The sequence below is a fragment of the Pseudomonas sp. RIT-PI-S genome, assembly GCF_025642975.1.
Taxonomy (GTDB): Bacteria; Pseudomonadota; Gammaproteobacteria; order Pseudomonadales; family Pseudomonadaceae; genus Aquipseudomonas.
Map to the genome: position 1 here is coordinate 1 of NZ_JANZKJ010000013.1, position 16,210 is coordinate 16,210.

Here is a 16,210-nt window from a genome sequence, read left to right on the forward strand (position 1 = left end):
GCGAAGCTCTTGGCCAGCAGCACCTCACGGCTGTAGCCAGTGATTTCACACAATTTGGCGTTTACGTCGGTGAAGGTGCCCTCCAGGCTCACCAGGGCCTTGCCGGTGGGGGCGTTCTGGAATGCCGTAGAAAAATGCGCCTCCACCAGCGCCCGCGCCCTGCGCTCGTCTTCGTTCACCTGGCGAACCTCGCGGGTGAGCGAGCGTTGCAGCAGATCACGCTCGACCATCCGCGCCAGATCGATCATCGCCGCCTGTTCGCTCTGGCTGAGCCGGCGCGGAACGTGGTCGATCGCGCACAGCGTGCCCAATATCAAGCCGTCGTCCGTGCTCAACGGTACGCCGGCATAAAAGCGCACATGTGGCGCGCCGGTTACTAATGGGTTATCGGCAAAGCGCGCGTCTGCCCAGGCGTCCTCGACCAGCAACAGCTCCTTGCTGTGCAGGGCATGGGCACAAAAGGCGAAGTCCCGCGAGGTTTCGCAGACCTCCAAACCCACCCGGGCCTTGAACCACTGCCGGTTGGCATCCACCAGCGACACCAGGGCTATGGGCACCCGCAGCAGCTGCGCCAGCACCCGCGTGGCGCGGTCAAAGCACTCCTCGGCCGGCGTATCCAGCAGATCGAGGCTCTGCAACATGCGCAGGCGGGCAGCTTCGTTCGATGGTAGGGGGGCAATTTGCATGATGTTCGACCGGGATCAATCAGACCAGTTGCCAGGCCCCACGGCGTGGCGCGCGCGGGTTTGGCATGGTCTGTATCGGGTAGGGGCCGGGCAAACTTGAAGGGTATGGAACGAAAAGGCACCGCGAGGGCGGCGCCTCCGGATCGATGGCAGCAGTGAAACGCTTCAGTAAGCGACCGTGAAGCGCTGCCGATGGTGGCGGGGGTGCTCGGCTTCGTCCAGCATCGCGAGTGCGTAATCCTGCAGCGAAATACGGCTTTCGCCATGGGCATCGAGCAGCAGCTCATCCTGGCCCAGGCGGTAATGCCCGGTGCGCTCACCCGGCACGAGCATGGCGGCGGGGCTAAGGAATACCCAATCCAGCTCAGGCTCCAGGCGGAGCTGATCGAGAAACGCCGCCGTGCGCAGCGCGCCCTCTTTCCATTCGTGAGGGAAGTCTGGCTGGTCCACCACTCGCTCACCCGAGGCGAGCTTGAGCGTCCCGGCGCCGCCGACCACCAGCAGCCGCGGCACATCGGCTCGCTTTACCCCGTCGATGATGGCTTGGGGCCCTGAGCCATTTGGGTCGCGGCCGGGGTTAAAGGCGCTGATGACAAGGTCGTGCCCAGCGACGCGCTCGGCCAGTTGACTGCTGTCAGTGGCATCGCCTTGAACCGCGGTCAAGCGTGGATGATCCGGCAGGTTCATCGGGCGAGTCACGATTGCGGTCACCTCATGGCCCCGCTCCAAGGCTTCCAGCAACAAAGGGCTACCGACGTAGCCGGTGGCGCCGATCAACGCGATTTTCATGGCAATACCTTCAGGTGGTGATTCACAGAGGGCGCGCTTGCGTGCCGCGCGCCGAGGTTTGGTTTTTGGGCCAGGGCAAGGACGGCACGAGCGAAGGCGGCCGGTTGCCCATAGAAGAGGGCATGCTCGACTGTGCCGAGGCTGCCGTGCTGTTCGAGGATAAAGCCGGGGAACCCGCGCAGCCCGAGGGTTCGCATCAAGCGGCGGGTAGCCTGGATGTGCTCGTCCACCGGGGCCAGCGCAACAGCGTGCAGGAACGCTGCCTTGTCTAGGCCCAGGCCTTCGGCCAGGGCTGTCAGCACCGTCTCGCTGATCACCGGCCGCCCCTCGACGTAATGCGCCCGTTGAATGGCATGAAGCATCGCCAGGCCCGCGCCGTCCTTGAGCGAGCTGGCGGCGAGGATCGCTGCATGGGCCGGAGGTGACCAAAGCACCATGGGGCTGTCGCCCAGCAAGCCGTTTAAGTAAGGGGCCCCGAAGGGCACCCCGGTCAGGGCCGCAATGCGCTCATCATTCTCTCGGATGTGCTCACGCTGCCGGAGATCGAGCTGGACCGCAGGCTGCCATAGGCCGCCGCCGTGCAGCACGATGCTCAGGCCAGCCGCCTGGGCGGCGGCCACCAGCGGTGCGGCGGCATAGCACCAGCCACATAGGGGGTCGTGAACGTAATGCAGAATCGAATCGGTCATCGTTATCTCGTTGTGCCCGTTTAGCCCGGAATGGGCTCGATACAGCTGAGCCGTTCGATCTATTATCAAGGCTTAACATGGCCTTGATTAGAGGCCTAAGCCTTCAGTCATTTTTAAGAACAGCTAACAAATGAGCGATCTGAAAGCCTATGCCGTCTTCGCCGAAACGGTTGCAGCAGGCTCAATGAGCGCCGCCGCCCGGCGCTTGGGCATGACACCATCGGCGGTGAGCCAGATCATCACCGCCCTCGAACGCCAGGCAGGTGTGGCACTGCTTCACCGCTCAACGCGCAAGCTCTCGCTGACCGAAGCAGGGGAACGCTGCTTTCCCCACTGCCTGCGAATGCTAGAGGCAGCGAATGCCGCGGCGGCCTCGCTGGAGCAAGCCCGAGACGCACCTACGGGAGAGTTGCGAATCGCCGCGCCGGTAGGCTTTGGGGCGCATGTTGCGCCGGCGTTGGCCCCCGTTCTGGCGCAGTGGCCGCATCTACGCCTGCGCTTGATCGTCGATGACGCGCTCATTGACCTGATCGAGGCGCGCATCGACATTGCGTTACGGGTTGGCTGGCAGTCCGATACCCGATGGGCCGGCCGCAAGGTCTATGACCTGCAGATGCTGCTGTGTGCCGCGCCGAATTATCTGGAACGGGAGGGCATTCCAGGGCGCCCTGCCGACCTTGAGCGTCATCACTGGCTGGCATTGGCGCCAGAAACAGCCGAAACGGGTGCAGGCAACGATCCCGCTCCGTTGCGGCTCGAGCTCACTGCCCCGGGCGGCCAGGAGCAGGCGCTGGAGCTGCCTATCCGCATCGCCACCACCAACCAGATAGCGCTGCAACAGCTCTGCGAGCAAGGTATGGGCATCGCCTGCCTCGCTTATGCCGACGTGCGCGCCGCCCTTGAACGAGGGGCGCTGACGCGGGTGCTGCCGCAGTGGCGGCTACCTTCGCGCCCGGTCACTTTGGTCACCACCCGGCGCAAGGGCGAACCCGCCAAGGTACGGGTGGCCGTGGCTGCGCTCCAACGCTATTTCACCGTGCTGGGCGGCCTGTCAAACGAATAGCACATGCGCACTGGAATAAACGCCTGAGGGGCGCGTCAATCTGGGCACCTGATTCGGCCCGGAGGCCCCTAGCGATGTCCACCCCCCCACCTTCGAACAAGGCGATTCTCGCCCGCTATGGCCTGATCGCCGTGCCGGTCGTGCTGCTAGCGGCCAGCATGGCTTACGTACATGGCTGGCTCGACCCACACCGGGTGACGCCTGCCCGCATCGTTGACAACCTCCAAGCCAACGGCGGCCTACACGCTGGCTATCGACGCAACCACGCCAAGGGCATCTGCGTGAGCGGCTGGTTCGAAAGCAACGGCGAGCTGGCCCAGGATTCGAAAGCCGCAGTGTTCGCCCCAGGCCGCACGCCCGTGGTGGGCCGCTTCGCCTTGCCCGGAGGCAATCCCTATGCACCGGACAACAGCGTACCGATCCGCAGCCTGGCCTTACGGTTTACCCAGGCGGACGGCCAGCAATGGCGCACCGGAATGAACAGCATGCCCGTGTTTCCAGTGGGCACGCCGGAGGCGTTCTTCGAGAGTTTACAGGCTGGCCGCCCCGACCCTGCCACCGGCAAGCCGAACCCAGCGGCGCAGCAAGCCTTCTTTGCCAGCCATCCGGAAACCGGAGCTTTCCTGGCCTGGGTGAAAACCGCCAAGCCATCGGCAAGCTACGCCAGCGAGCGCTACGACAGCCTCAATGCTTTTTACCTGGTGGCCGCCGACGGCAGGCGGCAGGCGGTGCGGTGGGCGGTAATACCAGAAAGCGCAGCCGTTTCGGCCAATGGCGCCGAGGGCGCCGACTACCTGGCGCAAGACCTGCAACAGCGATTGACCGCGGGCCCCTTGCGTTGGGCACTGCGAATGACTTTTGCCAACCCTGACGATCCTGTCGACGACGCCAGCAAGCCTTGGCCGCAAGACCGTCGCACCGTAGAAGCCGGCACCCTCGTGCTGGATCGCGCCGTTGCGCAAATCGACGGCCAGTGCCGCGACGTCAACTATGATCCGACGATACTGCCATCCGGGATCGAGATTTCCGCCGACCCCTTGCTGCCTGCCCGCTCGGCCGCCTATGCCGATTCCTACCTGCGCCGCACTGGCGAAGTCGACGCATTGCACACCGCACAGGAGCACCGCCCATGAACAAGCCTCTCGATCACTTCGTGCCGCTGGCGCGCTGGCTGCACTGGTCGATGGCCGTGGCCTTGCTGGCGATGCTGTTCATTGGCGCAGGCATGGTGGCGTCGGTGTCGACACGGCATCAATGGCTGATCCAACTGCATAAACCCCTTGGGATCGCCCTTCTAGCCCTCGCGGTCATTCGTTTGGGCGTACGCCTGGCCACCCGCCAGCCGCCGCTGCCAGCGGACCTTCCGGCCTTCCAGGCACTGGCCGCCAAAGCTTCGCATTGGCTGTTGTATGGCTTGATGCTGACCTTGCCTTTGCTTGGCTGGGCGATGCTGTCGGCCGCTGGAGACCCGGTCAGCCTAGGCGCGGGCGTGCGTTTGCCGCCCTTGCTGGCACCAGATGCCGCAACCTTCGCGGTGTTGCGCACGGCGCATGGCTACCTGGCGTACCTGCTGTTCTGCACCGTGCTGGTACACCTGGCCGCCGCGCTCTATCACGGGCTGATCCGCCGCGACGGGGTGTTGCGCAGCATGGCACGTGGGCGATAGGCATAGAAACGCCAGCCCCTGCGATGGAGGATAGTCAGGGGCTGGTGGCCATATGAGAGTTGCCATAGAAGAATGCGCGGGTATCAGCCAGGCCTCAGCGGCAATAGGACGCATGCCTGCAAAATCAAAGAGATAGAATCAAAGCGCTATATTGTTAATAATAACCGTTATCATATAGCCCGCTGGAAGCCTTGCCCTTGATGTCTATTTCTTCGCCTTCGTGCATCGCCTTGGCATTGTGCGGCACGCTGCCCGGCCTGGCATTGGCCGTACCGTCGGCAATCGAATTGCCTTCTACCGTCATCGAAGCGGCAGGCAACGAGGCCGCCATCCCCGAGGGCTATACCCAGCCCCGCACCAGCACCGCTAGCAAGGCCGACACACTGATCAAGGACGAAGCGCAAACGGTCAATACCGTCACCCGGCAGACCCTGGACGACTATCAGGTCCGCTCCTTGGATGACGCTATGAAGTTCGTCAGCGGCGTGTCCCAGAGCAACACCCTCGGCAACACCAAGGATGCGCTGATCAAGCGAGGCTTCGGCAGCAACGACGATGGCTCGACCCTGCGCGACGGCATTCGCTCGGTGATCGGTCACAACCTGGGCGCTACCACCGACCACGTTGAAGTGCTCAAGGGCCCGGCCTCGCTGCTGTATGGCGCGATGGACCCCGGCGGCACGATCAACGTGATCAGCAAGCAGCCGCAATTCATCCGCCAGACTACCCTCACCGGCACAGGCTACAGCGAGGGTGGCGGCAGCCTGGGCATCGATACTACCGGCGGTATCGGCGACAGCGACTTCGCTTACCGGCTGGTAGCCGAGCACGGCCATGAGGACTACTGGCGTAACTACGGCAGTAACGAGCACACCTTGGTTGCCCCGTCGCTGAACTGGACCGGGGAGCGCGCCAGCCTAAGCCTGGCCTATACCTACAATGATTATTCCAGCCCGTTCGACCGTGGCACCGTGTTCATCGATGGCCATCCAGCCCCCATCAGTTATAAGGATCGCCTCGACGAAACCTGGGCGAAAACGACCGGTATCAGCGAAACCGCCACGGCCAAGTTTGAATATCAGCTCACTGACAGCTGGAAATCCCGCCTCACCTATGGCTGGAACAATGACCGTTACAGCCTGGCCATTGCCCAGCCACAGGCCAAAGGCTCTGACCTGGCCACGGGAACCCTACGCCGCCAGGCCAATGGCGGCCACTATGACTACGAAACCCGCTACGCCTCGTTCGATTTCATCGGCGAGCAGCAATGGTTCGGCCAACGCCATGAGCTGCTGTTGGGCGTCGACAACGAGGCACAGGACCGTTATCGCGGCAAGACCTACCGCAATGCCAGCAGCACTGCCGGCGACTTGAACATCAACGCCCCGGCATACGGCCACTTGGGCGAGCCTGCCACCGTCGACGCGACCCAGAGCAATGCGAAGAACCAGCTCCTCTCTACGTCGCTTTACCTCAAGGACAACTGGCACCTTAGTGACCAATGGATTCTCGTGTTCGGGGGGCGCCAGCAACACTATGACCAATACGGCAGCCAAGGTCTGGGCGCCTCTCACAGTGTGCTTCGCGATAGCAACGGCGACACTTTCATTCCCTTCGGCGGCGTGGTCTACCAACCGGCGGAGGCCTGGTCGTTGTATGCCAACGCCAGCCGTTCGTTCGTGCCCAATACCGACACCGACGACCAAGGCAACACGTTCAAGCCAGAGGAAGGCCGCAGCTACGAAATCGGCGCCAAGTTCACCCCGTCCAGCGCGCTGAACCTAAACCTGGCGCTGTTCGACATCGTAAAGAAAAACGTCGTTACCACCACCACCCTGGCCAATGGCAACACAGCGTCCGAGGCTGCCGGCAAGGTCGGCTCCCGTGGCGTTGAACTGGATGTGACCGGGCGCCTAGCGCCGCGCTGGGAGCTGATCGGCACCTATGCCTATACCCATACGGAAATTCTTGACGACCCTGCCAACGAGGGTAACCGCCTGAACAACGCGCCCATGCACACTGCCAGCGCGTACCTGACCCATCACTTGGCGTTGCCCACTGACACGGGAGCCTGGCACCTGGGAGCCGGCGGCCGCTACGTCGGCAAGCGTGCCGGCGACAACCAGAACAGCTTCTGGATGAGCGGCTACAGCGTGGCCGATGCGTTCCTGCGCTGGGATCTGCCGATTTCAAGCTACAAGGCCCGGCTGCAACTGAACGTCGACAACCTGTTCGACAAGCACTATTACCCATCGAACACTGGGAGCGGGCAGCTGCAAGTCAACGAGGGCGAACCGCGTACCGCGCGGATCACCGCCAGCATGACCTTTTGAACGGGTATAAGGCCCAATTATTGAGCCATCAGAAGCACAAAACCCTCCGCGAGGGAGGGTTCTGAGGAAATATGGTGGGTCGTGTAGGATTCGAACCTACGACCAATTGGTTAAAAGCCAACTGCTCTACCAACTGAGCTAACGACCCGCTTGGTGGTGCGCATCATACTGATTTTCAAGCAGTAATCAAGCACCACTGGGCAAAAAATCAGGCGTAGCGGGTAGGGTCTGCCAAGCCGGCGGCGGCAAAGCCTTCAGCGCGCAGGCGGCAGCTGTCGCACTTGCCACATGCCTGGCCGGCGGAATCAGCCTGGTAGCAAGACACCGTCAAGCTGTAGTCCACCCCGTGGGCGACCCCAGCGCGAACGATATCGGCCTTGCTTAGATTCTGCAGCGGCGCCCGAATGCTAAACCCCTGCCCTTCCACGCCTGCCTTGGTCGCCAGGTTGGCCATGCGTTCGAATGCTTCCACGAACTCCGGCCGGCAATCCGGGTAACCGGAATAATCCACGGCGTTCACGCCGATGAATATGTCTCGGGCGCCCAGTACTTCCGCCCAGCCCAAAGCCAGGGAAAGGAATACCGTGTTGCGTGCAGGCACATAGGTGACCGGTATGCCTTCGGTGGGCGCTTCGGGTACATCGATGCTGCTATCGGTCAGCGCCGAACCGCCGATCCCATCGAGGCTCAGCCCTATGACCTTGTGCTCTATCGCGCCCAGGTCGCGGGCAACGCGCGCGGCGGCGTCCAGCTCGGCGCGGTGGCGCTGGCCGTAGTCGAAGCTCATGGTGTAGCAGGCGTAGCCTTCGGCTCGGGCCATGGCGACCACGGTGGCTGAGTCCAGCCCCCCGGACAGCAAGATAACGGCTTTTTTGTCAGACATCGGTATTCCCTCGTTCAGCGGCCAGGCTCGTCGTTCCACAGCAACTTGTGAAGTTGCGTCTGGAAGCGAACCGGCAGGTTATCCGCCACTATCCAATCGGCCAATTGGGTAGCTTTCAGGTCGTGATGGCTGGGGGAGAACAGCACCTCCCCAGCGCGTTCGGCCAGGTTGTACTCGATGACTTTGGACACGGCCCAGTCATAGTCCTCCCTTGAGCAGATCACGAACTTCACTTGATCATTACGGGTCAGCAGCGCGATGTTTTCGTAGCGGTTGCGGTGAACTTCACGAGAGCCTGGTGTTTTCAGGTCCACCACCCGGCTGACGCGGGTATCGGTAGCACTGATATCCAGCGCGCCGCTTGTTTCCAGCGACACTTCGTAGCCCGCATCGCACAATCGCTGCAACAGAGGGATGGCGTTGGGCTGAGCCAGGGGCTCGCCGCCAGTCACGCACACATAGCGCGGACGCAACGCCGCTACCTGTTCGAGGATGCTGTCGAGGGTGTATAGGGTGCCGCCGCTGAATGCATAGGCGCTGTCACAGTATTGGCACCGCAAAGGGCAGCCGGTGAGGCGAACGAAAACCGTGGGCAAGCCAGCGGTTCGCGTCTCCCCCTGCAACGAGTGGAAGATCTCGGTAATACGTAATGTGTCAGACATGGTCGCCACGGGCGTGGCAGCTAAACAGGCCACCCGCCTCCGCTAGCACCCGCGACCGTTGTGCGAAGCCAAACGGGCGAAGGTCGTTGATAAAGGGCGCCGATTCTAACGAAAAAACCCGCGACGTGCGCGGGTTCGTTCATTCGGCGTGGCAAGCGGTCAGAGCTTTTGCAGATCACGCTGCGCCAACTGAGCGGCCGCAGTGCCCGGGTATTGGCTGATGACCTGCTGCAGGATCGGTTTGACGCGGTCGGTATGGCCCAAGCGGCGCTCTACGTCGGCCAGCTTGTATAGCGAATCCGGCACTTTGGGGTGCTTGGGGTACAGCTGGCTCACCTTGGCGAATGCTTGGCCGGCACCCTGGAGGTCGCCTTTGGCCAGGTTCACTTCGCCCAGCCAATATTGGGCGTTGCCCGCGTACTGGCTGTTGGGATATTTGCGCAAGAAGGCGGAAAACGCCTGGCTCGCTTTGTCGAAGTCCTTCGCCTTGATCAGGTCGAAGGCCGCATCGTAGTAGAGCTTCTCTTTAGCAGGATCTGCCGGCTCGGTACCAGCAGCGCTTTGGTCGGCCGGAGCAGCCGGGGCCACGTCAGCGCCTGGAGCGCCGCCGACGGCGGGATTCGAAGGGTCGGCAGGGGCTGCCGGTTGTTGCACAGGGGTGCCGGTGCCGATGCGGCGATCCAGGTCCTGATAGCGATCCAGCGCTTCTTGCTTCATCCGCTGGATATCGTTTTGCTGGACTTCAACCTGACCGCGCAAGCGGGCGATATCTTCCTGCATTTGTTGCAACTGCATGAACAGCTCACCCTGCGCCGAGACGGGAGCCGAAGGGGCCCCTGTCCCGGCGTAGGCGCCGCTCGTGCCATAACCGGAGGGTGGATAGCTGGTGCCGTTGCCGGAACCACTTCCATCGACCACGGGAACCGCTGCCCACACCGAAACCGGGAGGGCAAGCGCCAAAACAGTTACAGCACGGCGGCACGTTCGCATGACGAATTACTTACGCAGTTCGACGCGACGGTTTTGAGCCCAGGACTGCTCGTCGTTGCCGGTGGCGACTGGACGCTCTTCGCCGTAGGAAACGATTTCCAGCTGAGCTGGGGAAACGCCCTGCAGAACCAGGTAGCGCTGAACGGCCTTGGCACGACGCTCACCCAGCGCCATGTTGTATTCGCGGGTACCGCGCTCGTCGGTGTTACCTTCCAGAACGACGCGAGCGCCGCTAGCTTTCAGGTCCTTGGCGTGGACGTCCAGGGCACGCATGGCTTCCGGCTTCAGGTCGGAGCTGTCGTACTCGAAGTAGAAGGTGGTGATAGCGCGCAGAGCAGCTTCGTCGCTCAGGCTGCCGTCGACGGCACCGGTGTTTGCGCCGTAGCCAGCGTTCGGGTCAACAGCAGCGCCGTTGCCTTCACCAGCGTTGTCGCCGCCCTTGGAGGAGCAACCTACAGCCACGGCCATGGCCAGAGCCAGCGCAGCGAATTTACCAAACTTCAGCATTTCCATCGTGAAACTCCTAATGAACCCCAGTGTGTTAAGTGTAACGTTGTGCGCCGCGTCAGTTCAGGTAAGGGGACCAGGACGGTTCTCTGACTTCGCCTTGAGCGGTAGGAAGCGGGAGCCTCACGCGTCCGTTAAGAGACACGAGCATCAAGACTCCCCGGCCCTGCGAGCGGGTGGCGTAGATTACCATGGTGCCGTTGGGCGCAACAGTAGGCGACTCATCAAGACTTGAGTCCGTGAGGATCTTCACGTTACCGCGTTCAAGGTCTTGAGAAGCCACTTTGAAATTGGTGAAGCCATCCTGACGATGGATCATCACCAAAGTTTTTTCGTCGGCGGACAATTTAGGGTTGGCATTGTAGTTACCGACGAAAGTTACCCGTTCAGCGTTACCGCTGCCTACCGACGTTTTATAGATCTGCGGCTTGCCGCCACGGTCGGAGGTGAAATAGATAGTCGAACCATCTTTGCCCCAGAAAGGCTCGGTGTCGATCGCCGGGCTATTGGTCACGCGGGTCAAACCGCGGCTGCCGAGGTCCATGACATAGATTTCCGGGTTGCCGTCCTTGGACAGCACGAACGCCAGCCGATTACCGTCGGGAGAAAACGCCGGAGCGCCGTTGAGGCCTTCGAAGTTGGTCAGCTGTTCGCGACGGCCAGTATCTACATATTGAATGAAGATACGAGGACGTTTTTGTTCGAAGGACACATAGGCAATACGCTTACCGTCCGGCGCATAACGAGGCGACAGAATCGGCTCGCGGGACTGCAACAGGGTTACTGCGCGAGCACCGTCATAGTCGGAACGCTGCAAGGTATAACGCACGTTGTTGCCACCGAAACGCTCGGCGGTCACATAGAGCATGCGAGTGGAAAATGCGCCCTTGATGCCGGTGAGTTTTTCGAATGATTGATCCGCGATGAAGTGCGCCATGTCGCGCAGTTGATCTACGCCGCCACTCACACTACCGGTGCTCACCTGTTGCTCGGTCGCCACGTTGAACAGGGTGTATTGCACCTGCAGGCGTCCACCGGCGGGCACAATACTACCTACCATCAGGTATTGCGCGCCCAGCGCTTTCCAATCCCGGAAGATCACTTCGCTTGGCTGCGAGGGCAGGCTGATCATGTTCTGCCGGGGAATCGGCGCGTAGTAGCCGGAGTTACGCAGGTCGTCGCCGATAATCTGGGCCATGTCATCGGGCAGCGTGCCGCCCTGATAGCCGAACGGCACCACGGCGATAGGCGTTGCGCGGTCCGAACCGCTGGTGACCAGAATGTTTTTTTCATCAGCGCTGGCGAACCCCGCCGCGCAGCAGAGCACGACAAGCAGTCCTCGAAGAAGGTTAATCACAACGCAAGATCCTCAGGTGTGAATGTCATTTTGAAGGAACGGTATGGGTTGAAGTCGGCTGGCTTGAGACCCTGCATCTCGGTCAGGCGGCCAATGTTCTTTACCGCCGCCACTGCGGAGCTGTCGAACGGCGCGTCACCGCTGGACTTGGCCACACTGACGTTGGTAACGGTGCCATCGGGCAACATGTTGATCTGCAGCACAACCGTCATGCCCTTGCGCGCGCTCGGCGGGCGGGCCCAGCCTTCAGCGGCGCGTGAGCGGATCAGGTCATCGAAGTTGCCGGCAACCTCATCCCCTTGTTCGTCAGCCAGTGCCTGTTGCCGCTGCGGGGTATCGGACAGCAGGTCTGCCAACGCTTGGGCCTTTTTATCTTCAGCGGCCTTGCGTGCTGCATCCTGCGCCTTCTTCTTCGCAGCGTCGGTGGCGGCTTTCTTCTTCGCCTCCTCCGCGGCCTTGGCCTTGGCTTCATCGGCAGCCTTGGCCTTGGCATCGTCAGCGGCTTTTTTCTTCGCCTCTTCAGCTGCCTTCGCAGCATCGGCGGCGGCTTTTTTCTTGGCCTCATCGGCCGCCTGCTTCTTGGCCTCTTCCTCGGCTTCTTTCTTGGCCTCGTCTTCAGCGCGCTTCTTGGCGATTTCGGCCTGCTCGGCTTTCTTGGCCTCGGCTGCCTTCGCGGCGTCCGCGGCTTTCGCAGCTTCCGCAGCCTTGGCGGCTTCTGCGGCCTTGGCGGCAGCGTCAGCTTTCTTCGCGTCATCGGCCTTCTGAGCGGCTTCGGCTTTTTGAGCAGCCTCGGCTTTCTTTTGTTCCGCCGCCTTTATTTCCTCCTGCTCGACCTTTTTCGTTTCCATCTGCTCAACTTCAGTCTGGCGCGCAGCGGATTTCTTCGCCTCGCCTGCAAGCTTCTGGTTGGTCTGGGTCGTTGCCTGGCTCTTGGACTTGAGCTGGTACAGGGTTGCCTGAACGATAGGCTTGGCGGGCGGCAACTCTGGCGTCATGGCGAAACTGACGAAAAGCATGCCGAAAATCAGGACGTGCAGCGCTATGGCCCACACTGAGGGCCAGAAGTAGTTTTCCGAGGCGGAGTGCTCTCGCTGTCGCATCAGGGGGCCTCGGTGATCAGGCCGACATTGCCCACGCCAGCTTTCTGCAAGCCGCCCATCGCGCCCATCACGGCGCCATAGTCGACGGCCTTGTCGCCGCGGATGAATACCTGGGTCTTTTTGCCATTGGCGTTGCCCTGGTTGATGATCGCGGTCACTGCCTGGGTCATCTGCGGCAGGCTCTGGGCGCGATCCATCTGCTTGTCGGTATCGACCTCGCTGCCAAGGTTCCAGTAGTAGGTTTTGTCTGCCTTGATGGAAATGGTCAATACCTGGGTGTTGTTGTCTTGCGGCAAGGCTTCGCTGGACACCTTGGGCAAGTCCACTTTCACACCCTGGTTGAGCATGGGTGCGGTGACCATGAAGATGACCAGCAGTACCAACATCACGTCGATGTAGGGCACCACGTTCATCTCGGCCACCGGCTTGCGTTTTTGCCGAACTCGAGCCATTGGAAGTACCTGCTTACTCTTCGCTGGTGTGCACTTTGCGGTGCAGGATCGCCTGGAACTCATCGGCGAAGGTGTAGTAACGGCTGATCAGGGTTTCGCTACGGGCCGCGAACCGGTTGTAGGCGATCACCGCGGGAATGGCCGCGAACAGGCCGATGGCGGTGGCCACCAGCGCCTCGGCGATACCCGGCGCAACAGTGGCCAGCGTCGCCTGCTGAACGGCAGCCAGGCCACGGAAGGAGTTCATGATCCCCCATACGGTACCGAACAGGCCGATATAAGGGCTGGTGGAACCCACGGTGGCCAGGAACGGCAGCGTTTGCTCGAGCTTCTCTTCCTCACGGGAGATGGCTACGCGCATGGCACGGCCCACGCCTTCCATGACCGCATCGGGATCGACCCCTGGCTGTTGACGCAAGCGGGAGAATTCCTTGAAGCCTGCGCGGAACACCTGCTCCACCCCCGAATCCGGGTCAGGATTGCTGCCAGCCTGTCGATACAGTTTGGACAGGTCGATGCCCGACCAGAAGCGCTCTTCGAACGTATCCAGCGCACGACGCCCTGCTCGGATCAGGTTGCTGCGTTGAAAGATGATGACCCACGAGGTGACCGATGCGGCCACCAGGATCAGCATTACCAGTTGCACCACGATACTGGCGTTACTGACCAGGCTCCACATGGAGGTATGGTCGACGGCGTTAGCTTCCACGCTGGTTCTCCTGCTCTTGAGTTGTACCCGGGCCATCATCGGCGGCGAAGGCCGCATGCATGGCGGGTGGAATGGCTCGGGGTTTGAAATTGTCGGCACGCACGCAGGCCACCAGAAACTGGCCTTCACATAGCAGCCGTTGATCCGAAGCGCGCCGTACCTGCTGCACGAAGCGCAGGCTGGCACGGTTGAGCTCGCCTACCTCGGCGCTCACCAGCAGTTCGTCGTCCAGCCGCGCCGGCACGTGGTAACGCGCCTCGCTGGAATGCACGACAAATAGCAGATTCTCCGCGGCAAGCACTGACTGCACGTAGCCCAGTTCGCGCAGACGCTCGGTGCGTGCCCGCTCCATGAACTTGAGGTAGTTGACGTAATAAACGATGCCGCCGGCATCGGTGTCCTCGTAGTACACGCGACAACGATGAACGAACGGCGCTAGCCCGTTTTGCGCGCGCATACTCTAGTGCGAACTCCCTGGGTTGCCAATCCGGCCAGACAATTGTTTTTTCAATGACTTGGAGGCCCTTGGCGAGGTAACCGTCACATCAGGGCGTAGGACCACCGAATTGGCCATTCGATCACCCGGGTTTCGGGTCTTCATACCGATTCTTCCGGAGAGCCCGCTTCGGGGAAAGCGGCGTCTGGGCGCTCGGCGCGGTTCAGGCCAAAGTGCAGATACGCGTGCCGCGTAACCACCCTCCCCCGTGGGGTGCGCATGATATAGCCCTGCTGGATCAGGTAGGGCTCTAGCACATCCTCGATGGTGTGGCGTTCTTCGCTGATAGCAGCGGCCAGGTTATCCACACCCACCGGCCCGCCATCGAACTTCTCGATCATGGTCAGCAGCAAGCGGCGGTCCTGGTGATCAAAGCCGCGCTCGTCCACGTCCAAAAGATTCAAAGCAAGGTCGGCGACTGCCTTGGTAATGTCACCTTTGCCGCGAACCTGCGCGTAGTCCCGCACGCGCCGCAGCAGACGGTTCGCAATGCGTGGGGTGCCGCGGGCACGGCGGGCGATTTCGTAAGCACCTTCGGGGTCGATGGCCAGGCCTAGAATTCGCCCCGAACGGGCAACGATGGTGGCCAGGTCCGCATCGCTGTAGAACTCCAGCCGCTGCACGATACCGAAGCGGTCGCGCAGCGGGTTGGTGAGCATGCCTGCGCGGGTAGTGGCGCCGACCAAGGTAAAGGGCGGCAGGTCGAGCTTGATCGACCGTGCTGCCGGCCCTTCGCCAATCATGATGTCCAACTGGAAGTCTTCCATCGCGGGATAAAGCACTTCCTCGACGATGGGCGACAGCCGATGGATTTCATCGATGAACAGCACATCGTGGGGCTCCAGGTTTGTCAGCATGGCTGCCAGGTCCCCTGGGCGCTCCAGTACCGGGCCCGACGTGCTTTTGATCGATACGCCCATTTCCTGGGCGATGATATTAGCCAGGGTGGTCTTGCCCAAGCCCGGCGGGCCGAAGATAAGGGTGTGATCCAGGGACTCGGCGCGCCCGCGGGCGGCCTGGATAAACAGCTCCATCTGCTCGCGGACCACCGGCTGGCCGATGTACTCGGCGAGTTGCAGCGGGCGGATGGCGCGGTCCTGTTGTTCTTCGCGGTCTCGCCCGGCGGCGGAGATCAGGCGGTCGGCTTCAATCACGTCAGATCATCCCTTTGAGGGCGCGGCGGATCAGGTCTTCGCTGGACAGGCCTTTTTCGTTAACCGCGGCGACGGCCTTGCTTGCCTCCTGTGGCTTATAGCCCAGGGAGATGAGTGCGCTCACCGCATCTGTCTCCGCCGTGGCGACCGGCCCTCGGGGCGTGCCTCCATCATCGGGCACCAACTCGAACATCGCCGGCACCGTCTGCCAGGCCTTGAAGCGATCCTTGAGCTCGACCAGCAGGCGCTCGGCGGTCTTCTTGCCCACCCCCGGCACCTTGACCAGCGCGCTGGTGTCCTGGGCCTGGACACAGCGAACCAGCTCGTCTACCTCCAGGCTGGACATCAATGCCAGTGCAAGTTTGGGACCTACGCCGTTGAGGCGGATCAGCTCGCGGAACAGCTCGCGCTCGCGCCGTTCGTAAAAACCATAGAGCAATTGAGCATCTTCACGCACCACCAGGTGCGTGTGCAGCGTCAAGGGCTGGCCCACCGATGGCAGCCGATAAAGCGTGGTCATCGGCACCTCCAGCTCGTAGCCGAGGCCGTTCACGTCGAGAATAAGGTGCGGCGGTTGTTTCTCCGCCAGGGTGCCGCGCAAGCGTCCGATCACGTTGAAGTCCTGAAATGCCGGGGCCTGCTGGCCACCGGGGCTGTTCACGAGCCAGTGCGCA

General features: G+C 61.9%; 18 protein-coding genes and 1 tRNA gene. 4 read left to right on the plus strand and 15 right to left on the minus strand.

All coding sequences use genetic code 11. The annotated features are described in order from the left end of the window. The 3 genes from OGL93_RS16995 to OGL93_RS17005 form a co-directional block, all read right to left on the minus strand. A partial coding sequence (locus OGL93_RS16995; protein WP_263263983.1) for a GAF domain-containing protein occupies window positions 1-686 on the minus strand: 686 nt, incomplete at its 3' end. A 165-nt stretch (window positions 687-851) separates the two neighbouring features. Beyond that, entirely contained in the window at window positions 852-1,475 is a 624-nt protein-coding gene (locus OGL93_RS17000) for an NAD(P)-dependent oxidoreductase (protein WP_263263984.1), read from the minus strand. Further along, entirely contained in the window at window positions 1,472-2,164 is a 693-nt protein-coding gene (locus tag OGL93_RS17005) for a DsbA family protein (RefSeq protein WP_263263985.1), read from the minus strand. The genes OGL93_RS17000 and OGL93_RS17005 overlap by 4 nt, the downstream gene beginning before the upstream one ends. 130 nt (window positions 2,165-2,294) lie before the next feature. Between OGL93_RS17005 and OGL93_RS17010 the strand changes: the two genes are divergently transcribed. The 4 genes from OGL93_RS17010 to OGL93_RS17025 all read left to right on the plus strand — a co-directional run bounded on the left by OGL93_RS17010 (window position 2,295) and on the right by OGL93_RS17025 (window position 7,226). Then, complete coding sequence (locus OGL93_RS17010; RefSeq protein ID WP_263263986.1) at window positions 2,295-3,227, plus strand: LysR family transcriptional regulator; 933 nt, start codon at window positions 2,295-2,297, stop codon at window positions 3,225-3,227. Between the two features lie 74 nt (window positions 3,228-3,301). Further along, window positions 3,302-4,360 carry a catalase family peroxidase gene (locus OGL93_RS17015; protein WP_263263987.1) on the plus strand — a complete coding sequence of 353 codons (1,059 nt, stop codon included), beginning with the start codon at window positions 3,302-3,304 and terminating at the stop codon, window positions 4,358-4,360. After that, window positions 4,357-4,893, plus strand: coding sequence for a cytochrome b (locus OGL93_RS17020; RefSeq protein WP_263263988.1), 537 nt, complete (start codon window positions 4,357-4,359; stop codon window positions 4,891-4,893). Before OGL93_RS17015 ends, OGL93_RS17020 begins: the two co-directional genes overlap by 4 nt. Before the next feature lie 200 nt (window positions 4,894-5,093). After that, on the plus strand, window positions 5,094-7,226 hold the full coding sequence (locus OGL93_RS17025) for a TonB-dependent siderophore receptor (RefSeq protein WP_263263989.1): 2,133 nt from the start codon (window positions 5,094-5,096) through the stop codon (window positions 7,224-7,226). A gap of 72 nt (window positions 7,227-7,298) precedes the next feature. Here the strand turns inward: OGL93_RS17025 and OGL93_RS17030 are convergent. The 12 genes from OGL93_RS17030 to ruvA all read right to left on the minus strand — a co-directional run bounded on the left by OGL93_RS17030 (window position 7,299) and on the right by ruvA (window position 16,149). Next, window positions 7,299-7,374 (minus strand) — tRNA-Lys (locus OGL93_RS17030). A gap of 60 nt (window positions 7,375-7,434) precedes the next feature. After that, on the minus strand, window positions 7,435-8,109 hold the full coding sequence (gene queC, locus OGL93_RS17035) for a 7-cyano-7-deazaguanine synthase QueC (protein ID WP_263263990.1): 675 nt from the start codon (window positions 8,107-8,109) through the stop codon (window positions 7,435-7,437). A 14-nt stretch (window positions 8,110-8,123) separates the two neighbouring features. Further along, the gene (gene queE, locus OGL93_RS17040; protein ID WP_263263991.1) at window positions 8,124-8,771 is read right to left on the minus strand and encodes a 7-carboxy-7-deazaguanine synthase QueE; all 648 of its coding nucleotides are present in this window, start codon (window positions 8,769-8,771) and stop codon (window positions 8,124-8,126) included. A 159-nt stretch (window positions 8,772-8,930) separates the two neighbouring features. Then, on the minus strand, window positions 8,931-9,761 hold the full coding sequence (gene ybgF / locus OGL93_RS17045; protein WP_263263992.1) for a tol-pal system protein YbgF: 831 nt from the start codon (window positions 9,759-9,761) through the stop codon (window positions 8,931-8,933). Window positions 9,762-9,767: 6 nt separating this feature from the next. Beyond that, window positions 9,768-10,274 carry a peptidoglycan-associated lipoprotein Pal gene (gene pal / locus OGL93_RS17050; protein WP_263263993.1) on the minus strand — a complete coding sequence of 169 codons (507 nt, stop codon included), beginning with the start codon at window positions 10,272-10,274 and terminating at the stop codon, window positions 9,768-9,770. Between the two features lie 52 nt (window positions 10,275-10,326). Beyond that, a complete protein-coding gene (gene tolB / locus OGL93_RS17055; RefSeq protein WP_263264122.1) occupies window positions 10,327-11,604 on the minus strand; it encodes a Tol-Pal system beta propeller repeat protein TolB in 1,278 nt (425 codons plus the stop codon). Between the two features lie 17 nt (window positions 11,605-11,621). Then, window positions 11,622-12,725 carry a cell envelope integrity protein TolA gene (gene tolA / locus OGL93_RS17060; RefSeq protein ID WP_263263994.1) on the minus strand — a complete coding sequence of 368 codons (1,104 nt, stop codon included), beginning with the start codon at window positions 12,723-12,725 and terminating at the stop codon, window positions 11,622-11,624. Then, window positions 12,725-13,177, minus strand: a complete 453-nt coding sequence (gene tolR, locus OGL93_RS17065; protein ID WP_225775070.1) for a protein TolR — start codon at window positions 13,175-13,177, stop codon at window positions 12,725-12,727. The genes tolA and tolR overlap by 1 nt, the downstream gene beginning before the upstream one ends. Before the next feature lie 13 nt (window positions 13,178-13,190). Continuing rightward, window positions 13,191-13,886, minus strand: coding sequence for a protein TolQ (gene tolQ, locus OGL93_RS17070; protein WP_263263995.1), 696 nt, complete (start codon window positions 13,884-13,886; stop codon window positions 13,191-13,193). Then, complete coding sequence (ybgC, locus tag OGL93_RS17075; protein WP_263263996.1) at window positions 13,876-14,343, minus strand: tol-pal system-associated acyl-CoA thioesterase; 468 nt, start codon at window positions 14,341-14,343, stop codon at window positions 13,876-13,878. Before ybgC ends, tolQ begins: the two co-directional genes overlap by 11 nt. Before the next feature lie 140 nt (window positions 14,344-14,483). Next, window positions 14,484-15,536 (minus strand): Holliday junction branch migration DNA helicase RuvB, encoded by a 1,053-nt coding sequence (gene ruvB / locus OGL93_RS17080; protein ID WP_263263997.1) that lies wholly within the window; start codon window positions 15,534-15,536, stop codon window positions 14,484-14,486. A gap of 1 nt (window position 15,537) precedes the next feature. Beyond that, on the minus strand, window positions 15,538-16,149 hold the full coding sequence (gene ruvA / locus OGL93_RS17085; protein WP_263263998.1) for a Holliday junction branch migration protein RuvA: 612 nt from the start codon (window positions 16,147-16,149) through the stop codon (window positions 15,538-15,540). Window positions 16,150-16,210: the final 61 nt, after the last annotated feature.

Bases quoted from the DNA above. Each gene is read 5' to 3' on its own strand.
- tolR (WP_225775070.1), bottom strand. From the start codon at position 13,177: ATGGCTCGAGTTCGGCAAAAACGCAAGCCGGTGGCCGAGATGAACGTG.
- ybgC (WP_263263996.1), bottom strand. From the start codon at position 14,343: ATGCGCGCGCAAAACGGGCTAGCGCCGTTCGTTCATCGTTGTCGCGTG.
- tolA (WP_263263994.1), bottom strand. From the start codon at position 12,725: ATGCGACAGCGAGAGCACTCCGCCTCGGAAAACTACTTCTGGCCCTCA.
- OGL93_RS17020 (WP_263263988.1), top strand. From the start codon at position 4,357: ATGAACAAGCCTCTCGATCACTTCGTGCCGCTGGCGCGCTGGCTGCAC.
- queE (WP_263263991.1), bottom strand. From the start codon at position 8,771: ATGTCTGACACATTACGTATTACCGAGATCTTCCACTCGTTGCAGGGG.
- queC (WP_263263990.1), bottom strand. From the start codon at position 8,109: ATGTCTGACAAAAAAGCCGTTATCTTGCTGTCCGGGGGGCTGGACTCA.
- OGL93_RS17025 (WP_263263989.1), top strand. From the start codon at position 5,094: ATGTCTATTTCTTCGCCTTCGTGCATCGCCTTGGCATTGTGCGGCACG.
- OGL93_RS17000 (WP_263263984.1), bottom strand. From the start codon at position 1,475: ATGAAAATCGCGTTGATCGGCGCCACCGGCTACGTCGGTAGCCCTTTG.
- OGL93_RS17005 (WP_263263985.1), bottom strand. From the start codon at position 2,164: ATGACCGATTCGATTCTGCATTACGTTCACGACCCCCTATGTGGCTGG.
- ybgF (WP_263263992.1), bottom strand. From the start codon at position 9,761: ATGCGAACGTGCCGCCGTGCTGTAACTGTTTTGGCGCTTGCCCTCCCG.
- OGL93_RS17015 (WP_263263987.1), top strand. From the start codon at position 3,302: ATGTCCACCCCCCCACCTTCGAACAAGGCGATTCTCGCCCGCTATGGC.
- OGL93_RS17010 (WP_263263986.1), top strand. From the start codon at position 2,295: ATGAGCGATCTGAAAGCCTATGCCGTCTTCGCCGAAACGGTTGCAGCA.
- pal (WP_263263993.1), bottom strand. From the start codon at position 10,274: ATGGAAATGCTGAAGTTTGGTAAATTCGCTGCGCTGGCTCTGGCCATG.